13 protein-coding genes are annotated in these 14562 nt (G+C 44.8%); 3 read left to right on the top strand and 10 right to left on the bottom strand.

Annotation, left to right across the window (positions count from 1 at the left end; translation table 11 throughout):
• Positions 1–63: 63 nt before the first annotated feature.
• The 6 genes from AC3CIA_RS02165 to zapE form a co-directional block, all read right to left on the bottom strand.
• A complete protein-coding gene (locus AC3CIA_RS02165; protein WP_004729828.1) occupies positions 64–801 on the bottom strand; it encodes a cytochrome c1 in 738 nt (245 codons plus the stop codon).
• Positions 798–2063 (bottom strand): cytochrome b, encoded by a 1266-nt coding sequence (locus AC3CIA_RS02160; protein ID WP_004729830.1) that lies wholly within the window; start codon positions 2061–2063, stop codon positions 798–800. Before AC3CIA_RS02160 ends, AC3CIA_RS02165 begins: the two co-directional genes overlap by 4 nt.
• The gene (gene petA / locus AC3CIA_RS02155; RefSeq protein WP_017072804.1) at positions 2063–2653 is read right to left on the bottom strand and encodes a ubiquinol-cytochrome c reductase iron-sulfur subunit; all 591 of its coding nucleotides are present in this window, start codon (positions 2651–2653) and stop codon (positions 2063–2065) included. The genes AC3CIA_RS02160 and petA overlap by 1 nt, the downstream gene beginning before the upstream one ends.
• Before the next feature lie 331 nt (positions 2654–2984).
• On the bottom strand, positions 2985–3377 hold the full coding sequence (rpsI, locus tag AC3CIA_RS02150; RefSeq protein WP_004740758.1) for a 30S ribosomal protein S9: 393 nt from the start codon (positions 3375–3377) through the stop codon (positions 2985–2987).
• Between the two features lie 15 nt (positions 3378–3392).
• Entirely contained in the window at positions 3393–3821 is a 429-nt protein-coding gene (gene rplM, locus AC3CIA_RS02145; protein WP_010434689.1) for a 50S ribosomal protein L13, read from the bottom strand.
• Positions 3822–4067: 246 nt separating this feature from the next.
• Positions 4068–5171 (bottom strand): cell division protein ZapE, encoded by a 1104-nt coding sequence (gene zapE, locus AC3CIA_RS02140; RefSeq protein ID WP_488518455.1) that lies wholly within the window; start codon positions 5169–5171, stop codon positions 4068–4070.
• Positions 5172–5390: 219 nt separating this feature from the next.
• Between zapE and zapG the strand changes: the two genes are divergently transcribed.
• From zapG to degS, 3 genes are all read left to right on the top strand, one after another.
• Complete coding sequence (gene zapG / locus AC3CIA_RS02135) at positions 5391–5846, top strand: Z-ring associated protein ZapG (RefSeq protein ID WP_017077673.1); 456 nt, start codon at positions 5391–5393, stop codon at positions 5844–5846.
• A gap of 126 nt (positions 5847–5972) precedes the next feature.
• Positions 5973–7328: a Do family serine endopeptidase gene (locus tag AC3CIA_RS02130; RefSeq protein ID WP_488518867.1), complete on the top strand. Its 1356-nt coding sequence runs from the start codon at positions 5973–5975 to the stop codon at positions 7326–7328.
• Positions 7329–7486: 158 nt separating this feature from the next.
• On the top strand, positions 7487–8551 hold the full coding sequence (gene degS, locus AC3CIA_RS02125; RefSeq protein ID WP_065681782.1) for an outer membrane-stress sensor serine endopeptidase DegS: 1065 nt from the start codon (positions 7487–7489) through the stop codon (positions 8549–8551).
• 181 nt (positions 8552–8732) lie between these two features.
• On the opposite strand, the gene parC is transcribed toward degS, so the two are convergent.
• The 4 genes from parC to cpdA all read right to left on the bottom strand — a co-directional run bounded on the left by parC (position 8733) and on the right by cpdA (position 14546).
• Positions 8733–10991: a DNA topoisomerase IV subunit A gene (gene parC, locus AC3CIA_RS02120; RefSeq protein ID WP_488518454.1), complete on the bottom strand. Its 2259-nt coding sequence runs from the start codon at positions 10989–10991 to the stop codon at positions 8733–8735.
• 3 nt (positions 10992–10994) lie between these two features.
• Positions 10995–12875 carry a DNA topoisomerase IV subunit B gene (gene parE / locus AC3CIA_RS02115; RefSeq protein WP_017077669.1) on the bottom strand — a complete coding sequence of 627 codons (1881 nt, stop codon included), beginning with the start codon at positions 12873–12875 and terminating at the stop codon, positions 10995–10997.
• Positions 12876–13114: 239 nt separating this feature from the next.
• Positions 13115–13720, bottom strand: a complete 606-nt coding sequence (gene yqiA, locus AC3CIA_RS02110; protein WP_488518453.1) for an esterase YqiA — start codon at positions 13718–13720, stop codon at positions 13115–13117.
• Position 13721: 1 nt separating this feature from the next.
• Positions 13722–14546 carry a 3',5'-cyclic-AMP phosphodiesterase gene (gene cpdA, locus AC3CIA_RS02105; protein WP_065207221.1) on the bottom strand — a complete coding sequence of 275 codons (825 nt, stop codon included), beginning with the start codon at positions 14544–14546 and terminating at the stop codon, positions 13722–13724.
• Positions 14547–14562 lie beyond the last annotated feature (16 nt).

Below are 14562 nucleotides of genomic sequence, written 5' to 3'. Positions count from 1 at the left end.
GAGGCCTAAAGCCTCCATTGAACATTAACATAATTTGGGAATTAGCACGGTATTATAGCACAATTAGTGCACATCACGCCAATACTCTTTCTTCAGCAAAATCACGATGATAGTGAAGATTACTAAGAAGGCCATTACCCACCAACCCATTGCATGACGCTCAAGTTGAACTGGGTCGCCCGAGTAAACCAAAAAGTTAACAAGGTCACGAACTGCTTCGTCGTATTCACCAGCACTTAATTCGCCAGAACCGTCAGTTTCAGTGCCAACAACAGTTGTCACTTCCTCGCCATCTACCATATGAGTATCGTAGATTGGTGTTGGAATACCTTGCAGCTCTTCAAGAACGTGCGGCATACCAACACTTGGGAAAACAATGTTGTTCACGCCAAACGGACGAGATGGGTCTTCATAGAAGGTACGAAGGTACGTGTATAGCCAATCTGCGCCACGAACACGAGCAACCAAAGTTAGATCTGGCGGCGGAGCACCAAACCAACTTGCCGCTTGATCAGAGGGCATAGCATTAACCATCAAGCTACCGATTTTCGCTTCAGGGTCGAAAATCAGGTTTTCCTTCATTAGATCTACAGGGATCTCTAAATCATTCGCAACACGTTCATAACGCTGGTACTGCGTTGAGTGACAAGCAAAACAGTAGTTCATGAACATCTTAGCGCCATTTTGCAATGAGGCTTTATCTGTTAAATCATTGTTTGCTTTGTCTAATGGTACGCCTGCACCCGCTGCCATCGCCAGTGACGGCAACATAGCAAATAAAATTACAATCCACTTTTTCATTTGAATGTCACCCTTTCTGGTAATGGTTTCGTCGCTTCATTTTTACTGTAGAACCACAGTAGAACGAAGAACATGAAATAACCTAAGCTAAAGATCTGAGCCAGTAGCGTGTACGTTGGCGTTGCTGGAAGCGCACCAAGTACACCAAGCGCAATAAAGCTTATTGTGAATTGGATGATGTTAATCAAATGCAGTTTGCTACGGTAACGGTAAGAGCGCACTTTACAACGGTCGAACCATGGCAGTAGGAATAGCACAACAATAGATGCACCCATTGCAACTACACCTATCAGCTTATCAGGAACAGCACGAAGTACAGCGTAGAACGGCGTGAAGTACCAAACTGGAGCAATATGCTCAGGTGTTTTCAGTGGGTTAGCAGCTTCGAAGTTAGGCGGCTCAAGGAAGTATCCACCCATCTCTGGGTTAAAGAACAGCACGTAACAGAACAAGAATAGGAAACCAGCAACACCGACCATATCTTTCACCGTCCCGTATGGGTGAAAAGGAACAGAGTCAATGATGTCGTATTTCTTAGTGTAATCCTTGTGGAATGGGAACTGAGTTTTGTAGTCGTCGCCCATTGTGCCTTTAGGAAGCTTAGTCTCGATACCGTCTGGGTTGTTCGAACCCACTTCGTGCAGTGCTAGTACGTGAAGTACGATAAGCAGCAGAAGTACGATTGGTAGAGCGATAACGTGCAGTGCGAAGAAACGGTTCAGCGTTGCACCAGAGATGATGTAATCACCACGGATCCAAAGCGTTAGGTCATCACCAATAACAGGAATCGCACCAAACAGAGAAATGATTACCTGAGCACCCCAGTAAGACATTTGACCCCATGGTAGTAAGTAACCCATGAAAGCCTCGGCCATAAGCACTAAGAAGATCAACATACCGAAAAGCCAAAGTAGCTCACGAGGCTTTTGGTAAGAACCGTAGATTAGACCACGGAACATATGCAGGTAGATAACCACGAAGAATGCCGAAGCACCTGTCGAGTGCATGTAACGCAGTAACCAGCCGTATTCCACATCACGCATGATGTATTCAACAGATGCAAATGCGCCATCACCAGACGGAACGTAGTTCATTGTTAGCCAAATACCTGTAAGGATTTGGTTAACCAGTACCAACATTGCCAAAGAACCGAAAAGGTACCAAAAGTTAAAGTTCTTAGGCATTGGGTATTCAGATAAATGCTTTTTATAAGCATTCATTGCGGGTAGACGTTTTTCTACCCAATCAAGCAATCCTTGCATTATGCGTCTCCCTCGTCCACACCGATCATGATCTTAGTGTCACTCAAATACATATGCTTTGGCACTACAAGGTTCAATGGGGCTGGTACGCCTTGGAATACTCGACCTGCCATATCAAACTTTGAACCATGACAAGGACAGAAGAAACCAGACTTAACGCCCTGAACTTGTTCTGCAAAAGAATCTGGCAGGTAAGTTGGAGAACAACCTAAGTGCGTACAGAAACCAACAGCAATGAAGAACTCCGGCTTAATAGAACGAAACTCGTTCTGTGCGTAGTCTGGTTGTTGTTCAGTTTCAGATTGAGGGTCACGAAGTTGACCACCGATCGCTTTTAGGTTCTCTAGTACCGACTCAGCACGGCGTACAACCCATACAGGTTTACCTTGCCACTCGACACGAACCATTTGTCCCGGTTCTAACTTACTGACTTCCACTTCCACCGGCGCGCCCGCAGCTTTCGCTTTGGCACTCGGGTTCCATGATTTAATAAAAGGCACGGCTACAGCAGCTGCTCCCAAACCACCAACAACGGCTGTTGTTGCGGTTAAGAAACGCCTGCGACCGTTATTTAAAGGCGCGTTGCTCATCCAAACATTCTCCCATTTGCTCCTTATGGATTGAAATAATTCCGATTAAAGAGCATGGCTAACAAAATATGTATTTAGTTCTATTTATTGACGGCAAATGATAAATAAAACCCTACTTTTTGACAAGATAAAGCTACCTTTTTGTAACAATCATGAGGCAAAGCGCACATTGGGTTACAAAAGCTTTCAAAATATAAGAATTTAGGAATAAAACGAGGAGGGGGAAGCGTTTAGCGGGGGCCAGAAAGACAAAAAGCCCGGCATATAGCCGAGCTTTGAACCACAATTCCAGTAATAAAACTGGTCGCGTGTATTTTTCGGTAAGGAAAAATTAACGCTTAGAGAATTGAGGTTTACGACGTGCTTTACGTAGACCAACTTTCTTACGTTCAACGCAACGAGCGTCACGCGTAACATAGCCAGCTGCACGTAGAGCAGGACGTAGAGTTTCATCGTATTCCATAAGAGCACGAGTGATACCGTGGCGGATTGCGCCAGCTTGACCTGAAATACCACCACCAGAAACAGTGATGTAAAGGTCAAGTTTCTCAGTTAGTTCAACTAGCTCAAGAGGTTGCTTAACAACCATACGAGAAGTTGGACGACCGAAGTAAACATCAAGGCTACGCTTGTTGATTACGATCTCACCAGAGCCTGGTTTGATGAAAACACGAGCTGCTGAGCTTTTGCGACGACCAGTGCCGTAGTATTGATTCTCTGCCATTGTCTTAATCCCCAATTAGATGTCTAGTACTTGTGGTTGTTGAGCAACATGGTTGTGCTCAGTACCAGCGTATACTTTAAGCTTACGGTACATCGCGCGGCCTAGAGGACCACGTGGAAGCATACCTTTAACTGCTAGTTCAAGAACCATTTCTGGTTTCTTAGCAATTAGCTTTTCAAAAGTGATAGTCTTAAGACCACCTGGGAACTCAGAGTGACGGTAGTAAACCTTACCCTTAGCTTTGTTACCAGTCACAGCTACTTTCTCAGCGTTAACAACGATGATGTAATCACCAGTGTCTACGTGAGGAGTGTATTCTGCTTTGTGCTTGCCGCGTAGGCGAGAAGCGATTTCACTTGCTAGACGGCCAAGAGTTTTGCCTTCAGCGTCTACAACATACCAGTCGCGTTTTACAGTTTCTGGTTTAGCAACGAAAGTTTTCATGCTAATAATTACCTATTTAAAAAATTTACACTTAAGGAATACTCGCGTATTCCCACTGTCTAAGAGTTACCATCATCACCCCTTCGAGTGTTGGAAAACTCTTGGCATAACGTGATTTTACTCATCGCTAGAGGCCCGCAGTAACGGTAGGTCGCAGGATTATAGAGAAGAGCGAAGAAAAAATCACCTCTTTTTGAACAAAATCACGATTTTTTTAATTCTCTTTCTTATTCGAGATAATCAAAGCTAACTTAAGTGTTCTTTTGCCAAATATTCATGGCTCTGCATTTCGATTAAACGCGACTGACAACGTTTAAACTCAAATTCTAACTGACCATGGGTATATAGCTTTTCTAGCTCCACTTCCGCTGAAATAATCAATTTCACGTTACGCTCATAGAACTCATCAACTAACGCAATAAAGCGTCTTGCTGCGTCATCTGAAGTCGCACCCATTTGCAACACATCAGCCAGCAGAACCGTGTGATAAACCCTAGACAGCTCAATATAGTCATTCTGGCTGCGAGCCGACTGACAAAGCTGAGCAAACGTACCATGTAGCACACCATCGCTTGCTTCGACTACATCCAGTTGACGGTGATTGACCTCAATCTGTTTGAGTTTCTCTTTATCTTCACCGACCAACTGCGCGTAATATTTCTCTAGATTAATATTGGCTTGGTTATCTAATGGGTAATGATAGATCTCAGCTTGCTCTAAAGTTCTCAGTCGGTAATCAATACCGCTGTCTACATTAAGGATGTGACAGTTTTCTTGAATCAGCTTAATCGCAGGTAAAAAGCGTGCACGCTGTAAGCCATTACGATACAGATCTGCAGGTGGGATATTAGAAGTCGCCACCAAGATAACGTTACGCGCAAAGAGCTCTTGGAACAAAGTCCCTAAGATCATGGCGTCTGTAATATCTGAAACAAAGAACTCATCGAAACAGATAATATCGGCTTCTTGCTTTAGTTTGTCAGCCACCAGTGGTAATGGATCACTCACATTACCGAGCGCTTTCAGCTCATCATGAACTCGATACATAAAGCGGTGAAAGTGAACTCGCATTTTTTTAGTGGTCGGTAAGGCTTCGTAAAACGTATCCATGAGATAAGTTTTGCCACGACCTACACCGCCCCAAAAATAGAGGCCTTTGGGAGGCGTTGGCAACTCGGGCTTTTTACCTAGCAATTTCTGGAATCGCGTAAGTTGAGGAACAGGGGTATTCATGTAATCTTGGAATTGATGAAAGAGTTCATCTAAAGATTTAACTGCTTGCTCTTGTGCTGGATCTCTTTGAAATCCATGTTCTTTTATATCTTGTTCGTATTTTTTAACGGGATTCATGACGACATTTCCACAATGAAAGCGATATCAGACAGCGAAGAAAAATGTGCCCAAACAGCACGAGAGATGGTTTGATGCGATGAATAAAGCAACACTAAACTGCTATCTAGCGCACACGCATTTCTCTTTATACTGCGGCTTTCTCATAGTACCATGGAGCCGTATCACGTGTAACTAAGCAGTAACAAACATGTTAAAAAACAATAATAAGGAGCTGTTATGCCTTGGATGTATGCCGTTGCCGGTTTACTAGTCGGAGTTATTTTAGGGGTCGCTATTTCTCGTCTCATGACGCCTGAATACAAAAAACAAAAGAACGTACAGAAAGAATTAGATAGCGCAAAGTTTGCCCTTGAACAGCAGCGACAAGAGCTAGCTGACCACTTTGCGAAATCAGCAGAAATGTTGGACACCTTAGGTAAGGACTACACAAAATTGTACCAACACATGGAAAAAACAAGCTCAGAGCTGATCCCTAATCTGCCAGAGCAAGATAATCCATTTGTGAAAACAGCCGCAGCCCATTCGGACAAATCACAAGACAAGCCTTCAGTTAAAGAGGCGACACTTGAAGAACAACCGAAAGATTACGCTAATGGCGCAACCGGTTTATTTACAGAGCAGAAGAAAGAAATCATGGATGCTCCCGATGTTGTAACAGCAAAAGCATCGTAAACATTTAACACTTCTGTGAACTTTACAAAGGTTTTTGAGTCATAACTTTCACTCAGGTCATTTGAAACTTCTCATACTTATTAAACGTATAAGAGGATTAAGACCTAAACTAGAGAGGAGTTTATGATGAAAAAACCTTTGCTTGCTTTATCAGTACTGACTTTAAGCTTAAGTTCAATCATCACCCCCATTCAAGCAACGGCCGCACTGCCATTAAGTGCGGGTAATGAACAATTACCAAGCCTTGCACCTATGCTTGAACAAGTGACCCCCGCTGTGGTTAGTATTGCCGTAGAAGGCAAACAGGTACAACGTCAGCAAATCCCTGAACAATTTCAATTCTTTTTTGGTCCAGAACAAACACGAGAACGCCCATTCCGCGGGCTAGGTTCAGGTGTGATCATTGATGCCAAGAAAGGCCATATTGTCACCAATTATCATGTCATCAATGGTGCCGACGATATCAAAGTAAAACTTCATGATGGTCGAGAGTACGATGCCGAGCTCATCGGCGGCGACCAGATGTCGGATATCGCGCTATTAAAACTCGAAACAGCCAAGAACCTTACCCAGATAAAAGTCGCAGACTCCGACAAGTTAAGAGTCGGTGATTTCAGTGTCGCTATCGGCAACCCATTTGGACTCGGTCAAACCGTGACATCCGGGATCGTTTCTGCACTCGGTCGTAGCGGCCTAAATCTAGAGAACTTTGAAAACTTCATTCAAACCGATGCCGCTATCAACAGTGGTAACTCTGGAGGTGCGTTAGTGAATCTCAACGGTGAGCTGATTGGTATCAACACGGCTATCCTTGGCCCTAACGGAGGCAATGTCGGTATCGGCTTTGCAATCCCATCCAATATGATGAAAAACCTGACAGAACAAATTCTCGATTTCGGTGAAGTAAAACGCGGTATGCTAGGTGTTCAAGGCGGAGAAGTGACCTCTGAATTGGCCGAAGCGCTTGGTTATGAGTCCAGCAAAGGTGCCTTTGTCAGCCAAATTGTACCCGACAGTGCTGCGGACAAAGCCGGACTGAAAGCGGGCGATGTTATCGTTTCGATTAATGGCAAGCGCATTGACACCTTTAGCGAGTTAAGAGCCAAAGTGGCAACCCTAGGTGCAGGTAAACAGATCGAACTTGGTGTCGTTCGTGACGGAAAGAATAAGACCTTTGATGTGACTCTGGGTGAATCCACCAATAGTAAGACACAAGCTGAAAAGCTCCATGAAGGACTTGCCGGTGCAGAGCTCACCAACACAACCGACAGCGACTCAACGACAGGCGTCAAGGTATCAAGTGTCGCTCAAGGTTCGCCAGCAGAAGCCTATCAACTTCTTAAAGATGACATCATCATCGGGGTAAACCGCCAACCCGTTAAGAACCTTGCTGAATTTAGAAAGATTCTTGAAAAACAACCTGGCGTGTTGGCGCTTAATATCCAAAGAGGCGATAGGACTATCTATCTAGTTATTCGATAGTCATACGTCAGCGCAATTACAGGGAGGCTCAGTAAGTTTGCTTTAAACTTACTCAGTCTCCCTTTTCTTTAGATCAATCAAAATGCTATGCTTCACTCGTAATCAAGTCAGTCATCCATTGACGGATGCTCCATACCTTACTTGTTGAAGAGGGAAACATGCTGTCCTTTCTATTTCGTTCTATTTCCCTTGGACTCGTTTCAGCGGCACTTATTCTTCTCGCATTTCCGAGCTTAAGGCCAGCTATAGTTTCAGATGTCACTAGTCCTCAAGTCGATAATATTGGCTCTCTTCAGATCTCATTTAACCAAGCGGTGCGACGTGCTGCACCCGCTGTGGTCAATATTTATAGTCGTAAATACGCAGAAAGCGATCGCAATAAGCTACTGACTCAAGGTTTGGGTTCAGGGGTCATTGTTAGCGAAAAAGGCTACATCATTACCAACTTTCACGTTGTTGCTCAAGCCGACCAAATAGTTGTGGCACTTCAAGACGGACGAGTAGCCGCCGCACAGCTTGTCGGTTCAGATAAGCGCACCGATATCGCGATACTCAGAGTCAGCGGTGACAACTTACCAGTGATTCCACTGAACCAAGATTACACTGCAAATGTCGGAGATGTGGTTCTCGCTATCGGTAACCCGTATAACCTAGGTCAAACCACAACCTTTGGTATTATCTCGGCAACCGGTCGCTCTTCAATCAGTGCAGATGGTCATCAAGCCTTTATCCAGACCGATGCGGCAATCAATGAAGGTAACTCCGGTGGTGCACTTGTCAATTCACAAGGTGAGTTAGTCGGTATCAATACCGCGTCTTTCCAACAAGCTACCGACATGGAAACCTACGGGATTTCATTTGCTATCCCCTACCCACTAGCGAATAAAATCATGCAAAAAATCATCGCTGATGGTCGTGTGATTCGTGGTTATATTGGCATAGACGGACAAGATATCAACTCGGTGACGTCACGCTTACTCGGCAATAAGAATATCGGCGGTATTGTGGTACTAGGGATAGACCCGAACGGTCCTGCGGCTGATGCAGGCTTTGAAGCACAAGATATTATTATCAGCATAAATAATACCCAGATTAGTGGACGACAGAGCGTAATGGACATTGTTACTGATCTGCGCCCAGGAACGGTCATTGATGTTGGTGTATTGCGCAAAGGTGAAAACAAGACCCTCAAGGTGACTATCGCTGAAGATACACGCCTGTAGCCTATATACGTATGTTGATTGCTAACATGAAGTTAGCGCCCCCACACTGTTAAACTTCCAGACACAAAAAACCCAGCTCTTAAGCTGGGTTTTCTTTTATCAATCAAGCGAATTATACACTCAATGAAAACTAACTATATAACTAAGCGTCATTGCTAAGTGTCAGAGCTAAGTGTCATAACTAAACGTCGCTAGGTTCATCGATATCAATGCGCGTCACTCGTTGTAGTCCTCTTGGGAGTAGCCCACCACGACGACCACGTTCACCACGGAAATTTTCTAGATCCGCAGGTTTCAAGCCAAGCTTGCGTTTACCCGCATAGATTGTCAGTGTCGCATTCTCTGGGATAGCCATTAGATGCGAGACAAACTCTTCACGCTCTTTTGCTTTCGCAGAAGGAATGTTGATGATCTTGTTACCCTTACCTTTGCTCAACTGAGGTAGGTCTTTAATCGGGAACAACAACATACGGCCTTGGTTAGTAATCGCCAGGATCTGGTTAGAGTCCAAGTCAGCAATCGGGCTTGGCAACATCACTTCAGAAGCTTGTGGCAAGTTAACCAACGCTTTACCGCTCTTGTTCTTAGACAGCAGATCACTACCTTTACAAACAAAACCATAACCCGCATCAGAACCGACTAACCATAGCTGTTCATTCTCTCCCATCACCACTTGGCGAATAGAAGTACCAGGGCTGACATTCAAGCGGCCTGTAATTGGCTCACCTTGGCTTCGCGCCGATGGCAGTGAGTGAGATTCAAGGGAGTAGCTTCGGCCATCACTGCCGAGGAACACCGCTTGTTGGTTACTCTTACCCTTAGTGCTTGCTAAGAATTTATCACCTGATTTGTAGTTCAAACCTTCAGCGTCAACTTCATGCCCTTTAGCATGACGAATCCAACCTTTCTCAGAAAGCACGACAGTAATTGGCTCACTTGGAACTAAATCACGCTCAGTCAAAGCTTTTGCTTCAGCACGCTCAATCAACGGTGAGCGACGATCATCGCCGTATTTATCTGCATCTGCTTGGATTTCTTTTTTGATCAGCGTATTCAAGCGACGCTCTGAACCTAATAGCTTTTCAAGCTTTTCACGTTCAGCTTCAAGCTCTTCTTGCTCAGCTCGAATTTTAAATTCTTCTAACTTAGCTAAGTTACGAAGTTTAATATCGAGAATTGCATTGGCTTGAACTTCAGAAATGTTGAAACGGTTCATCAAAACAGGACATGGTTCGTCTTCTGTTCTAATGATTTCAATCACTTCATCAATATTTAGATAAGCGGCAAGTAAGCCTTCTAAGATGTGCAAACGTGCCAGTACTTTATCTAAACGGTACTGCAAACGACGGCGAACCGTTGTACGACGGAACTCAATCCACTCTTTCAGGATTTGAACTAAGCCTTTAACTTGAGGACGGTTATCTAAACCAATCATATTCAAGTTAACGCGGAAATTTTTCTCTAAATCCGTCGACGCGAATAAGTGACTCATCAGCTGGTCACAGTCGATACGGTTTGAACGAGGAACCACGACGATACGCGTTGGATTCTCGTGATCTGATTCATCACGCAAGTCGTCAACCATAGGCAGCTTCTTAGCTCGCATCTGGTTCGCAATTTGCTCAAGTAACTTCGCACCTGACACTTGATGAGGTAAAGACGTGATAACAATATCAGAGCCTTCCTTGTGCCATACCGCGCGCATCTTGATGCTGCCACGGCCTGTACGGTAGATCTTTTCGATATCCGACTTCGGCGAAATAATTTCAGCTTCTGTCGGGTAATCTGGGCCTTGAATGAAACCCATCACATCTGGAAGTTCAGCTTTCGGCGTATCAATCAAATGAATCGCCGCGTTCGCCACTTCACGTACATTGTGAGGAGGGATGTCGGTCGCCATACCAACCGCAATACCTGTGATGCCGTTAAGTAAGATATGAGGAAGGCGTGCTGGCAACATCTGAGGCTCTTTCATCGTGCCATCAAAGTTGGGTTGCCAATCAACGGTTCCCTGACCTAATTCACCAAGCAGAACTTCCGCAAACTTTGACAGTTTTGCTTCGGTATAACGCATCGCAGCGAACGATTTCGGGTCATCCGGTGCACCCCAGTTACCTTGACCATCCACCAATGGGTAGCGGTAAGAGAAGGGTTGCGCCATCAGTACCATGGCTTCATAACAAGCAGAATCACCGTGTGGGTGATACTTACCTAATACGTCACCAACGGTACGTGCTGATTTTTTATATTTCGATGCAGCGGATAGGCCTAGCTCAGACATCGCATAGATAATACGACGCTGTACTGGCTTCAAGCCATCACCGATATACGGCAATGCACGATCCATAATCACGTACATTGAGTAATTTAAATAGGCATCTTCGGTGAACTTGCGCATTGGCAACTGTTCAACGCCATCATATGTAATTTCGTTAGACATCCATTATACCTCGGCCATATCACCGTTAGTCTGTAGCCATGTACGGCGATCATCTGCACGTTTCTTACCAAGCAGCATGTCCATCATCTCGTTGGTCGCGTCGTTGTCATCAATCGTTAATTGAACAAGGCGACGAGTATTTGGATCCATAGTGGTTTCACGTAACTGAAGTGGGTTCATTTCACCCAGACCTTTAAATCGTTGCACGTTGATTTTGGCTTTCTTCTGCGATAGTCGTTCAAGCACACCATCTTTCTCTGAGTCATCGAGTGCGTAGAACACTTCTTTACCGCAATCGATACGATACAGAGGAGGCATTGCCACATAGATATGACCCGCTTCAACCAAAGCATGGAAATGGCGAGTAAATAGTGCACATAGCAGTGTCGCGATATGAAGACCATCCGAGTCCGCATCGGCAAGGATACAGATCTTACCGTAACGCAGGCCCGACAAATCATCGTTATCTGGGTCGATACCTAGAGCAACTGAAATATCATGTACTTCTTGTGAAGCCAATACTTGGTCTGCTGACACTTCCCACGTATTTAGGATCTTACCGCGAAGTGGCATAACCGCTTGGAACTCACGATCACGTGCTTGTTTAGCAGAACCACCTGCCGAGTCCCCTTCCACGAAGAAGATTTCGGTACGGCTTAAATCTTGAACCGAACAGTCGGTTAGCTTACCCGGCAGTGCTGGACCAGAAGCAATCTTTTTACGTACAACCTTTTTGCTTGCGCGCATACGACGATGTGCGTTAGCAATACAAGCTTCTGCAAGTAATTCTGCTAGCTGAGGCTTTTCATTCAGCCACAAGCTGAAAGCATCCTTCACTACACCAGAAACAAACGCAGCAGTTTGACGAGAAGATAAGCGCTCTTTTGTTTGACCTGCAAATTGTGGATCTTGCATCTTCACCGATAGAACGTAAGAACAACGGTCAAAGATGTCATCACCCGTTAGCTTAACGCCACGAGGGAGAAGATTACGAAATTCACAGAACTCACGCATAGCATCAAGCAGACCTTGTCGAAGACCGTTTACGTGCGTACCACCTTGCTTAGTTGGTACTAAGTTCACGTAACTCTCGGTGATCATATCACCGCCTTCAGGCTGCCAAATGATCGCCCAGTTCGCCATTTCCGTTTCAGCAACGAATTCGCCAACATAAGGTTCTTCAGGCAATAAGGTATAACCTTTCACACCTTCAGCAAGGTAGTCTTTTAGACCATCTTCATAGAACCATTTATGCTCTTCACCGCCAACCTTGTCGATAAAGGTGATTTCTAAACCAGGGCAAAGTACGGCTTTAGCTCGCAGGTTATTAATAAGGCGTAAAACAGAGAACTTAGAGCTATCGAAGTATTTTGGATCTGGCCAGAAATGCACGGTAGTACCGGTATTACGGTGACCACAAGTCCCCGTAACAGTAAGGTCAGTTACAGCATGACCACCCTCAAGGGCGATTTCATGTACCTGACCGTCACGGCGAACCGTTACTTCAACACGTTTTGACAGCGCGTTTACCACCGAGATACCTACCCCGTGCAAACCACCTGAAAACTTATAGTTGTTGTTTGAGAATTTACCGCCTGAGTGGAGCTTAGTTAAAATCAGCTCAACACCCGAGATGCCTTTTTCAGGGTGGATATCAACCGGCATACCACGGCCATCATCGGTAACTTCTAACGATTGGTCAGCATGAAGCACAACTTTAATTTTCTTAGCGTGTCCCGCTAGTGCTTCATCGACCGAGTTATCAATGACTTCTTGGGCAAGGTGGTTTGGTCTTTCTGTCTCTGTATACATTCCCGGGCGGTGTCGCACGGGATCGAGACCTTCAAGTACCTCGAGGTCTTTTGCATTATATTGTTCAGTCATAATACGGAGTTTACTCAAAAAGTTTGCGTCTGTTCGCTGGCTCTAGTTTCACTAAAGCAGAATCATTACTATGAACCTTCATAGTAGAGCGAACGAGCGAAGTATTGGGGAATATAGTCTGGAAGCTGAGTAATGATGTCAAGCTAGTTCAAAAACTAAGACATCAAACTATGATATTTCACCATTGATAGATGAAATAACAGGCAAACAAGAGAAAATCACTCTGTTGATGAAACAGATTAGAGGTTTAGAAAAGTGACGATTTGTTGTGGGTAACGTTCAAAATCAACAAAGCTATGATCCCCGCCCTCTTCTACTGTCTGTGTCGCACCTTGGTACTTCTCTACCGCTTGTCGGTAATCCAGAACTTCGTCTTCCGTTTGCTGAAGTAACCAGAAGTCACTCGGCTTAGCGATAGCCGGAACCTCTAACGCCTTCAGTTCATCGATATGCTTTATTTCCAGCACATATCGTTCATCTGTGTATGGGTTTACTTGCTCTCCTAAATAATCAGCAAGAAGCTCATACGGCTTCACGGCTGGATTTACAACCACCGCCTTGAAACCATAATGACTATTTAGCCATGTTGAAAGATAGCCACCCAACGAGCTACCGACTAACGCGATCTGATATTGATCTTTATATCGCTCCACCAGCTGCTGTAAATGCAGAGCTGCTTGCTGAGGGAAGCTCGGTAGTTGAGGCGTCACAACTTTAATATCAGCGCGATGCTTCGCACAGTAATCAGCCATTACGTTCGCTTTGTGAGAACGTGATGAACTGTTAAAACCGTGAATATAGAGAAGCAGCGATGGCTTAGCGGTTTGCTGATTAAGGTCCTGCATATTAGTAACCACCTGCATCAAAGTCTGGCGAGAACTGCCCATTAGGCAAACGGCGAACCTGCGTAGTTACCGTTCCATCTTGGTGCAATTCAATCTCTCGCCAGCCTGGAGATAAAGTATCAACCGCAAAGTCGTTCGAGTTTGGTTTGAATTGAACACAAGTCGATGGGGTTGCCATGACTTGTACACCATGATGATTGCGATTCATATCTTGATGAACATGACCACAAAGTACCGCTTTCACATTGGTGTGCTGTTGAACCACATCCCAAAACTGCTCAGCATCTTTCAGGTTATGTTGATCAAGCCACGCACTACCGACCAATAAAGGGTGGTGGTGCAGCAAAACCAAGGTGTTACGCTCAGGGAATTCAGTCAGCTTTTGTTCTAGTAGGTCAATCTGTTGATCACTAAGGCGTCCGTGAGGTACACCCACCACTTGCGAGTCCAGCATAACCATCTGCCAGTTATCGCCTAGCAAGACATGCTCAACACACTGTATTTGTGGTGATGGTAAAACACTGCCCATATTAGGCTTGAAGTCATGGTTCCCGGGTAGCCAGTAACATGGCTTTTCCAAAGGCTTTATCCCTGACTCAAATTTCTGGTACGACTCAGCACTGTGATCTTGAGAGATATCACCAGTTGCTAGAACCGCTTGATAGTCAAAGCCCTGACTAACAATACCATCGACTACAGCACGAAAGCTATCTTGAGTGTTGATGCTTAATAAGCTGCCATTGCTCGGCGCAAATAAATGCGTGTCCGTTAGCTGCACAAGCTTAATAGTGCTCTCATCAAATTTTGAAGTGTGTGATAATTCCAAAATAACAAATCCAGAT

The sequence above is a fragment of the Vibrio sp. QJM3NY_27 genome, from assembly GCF_057785955.1.
Note: the sequence above shows the minus strand (reverse complement) of the source record. Positions and strands in the feature narration are given on the sequence as shown.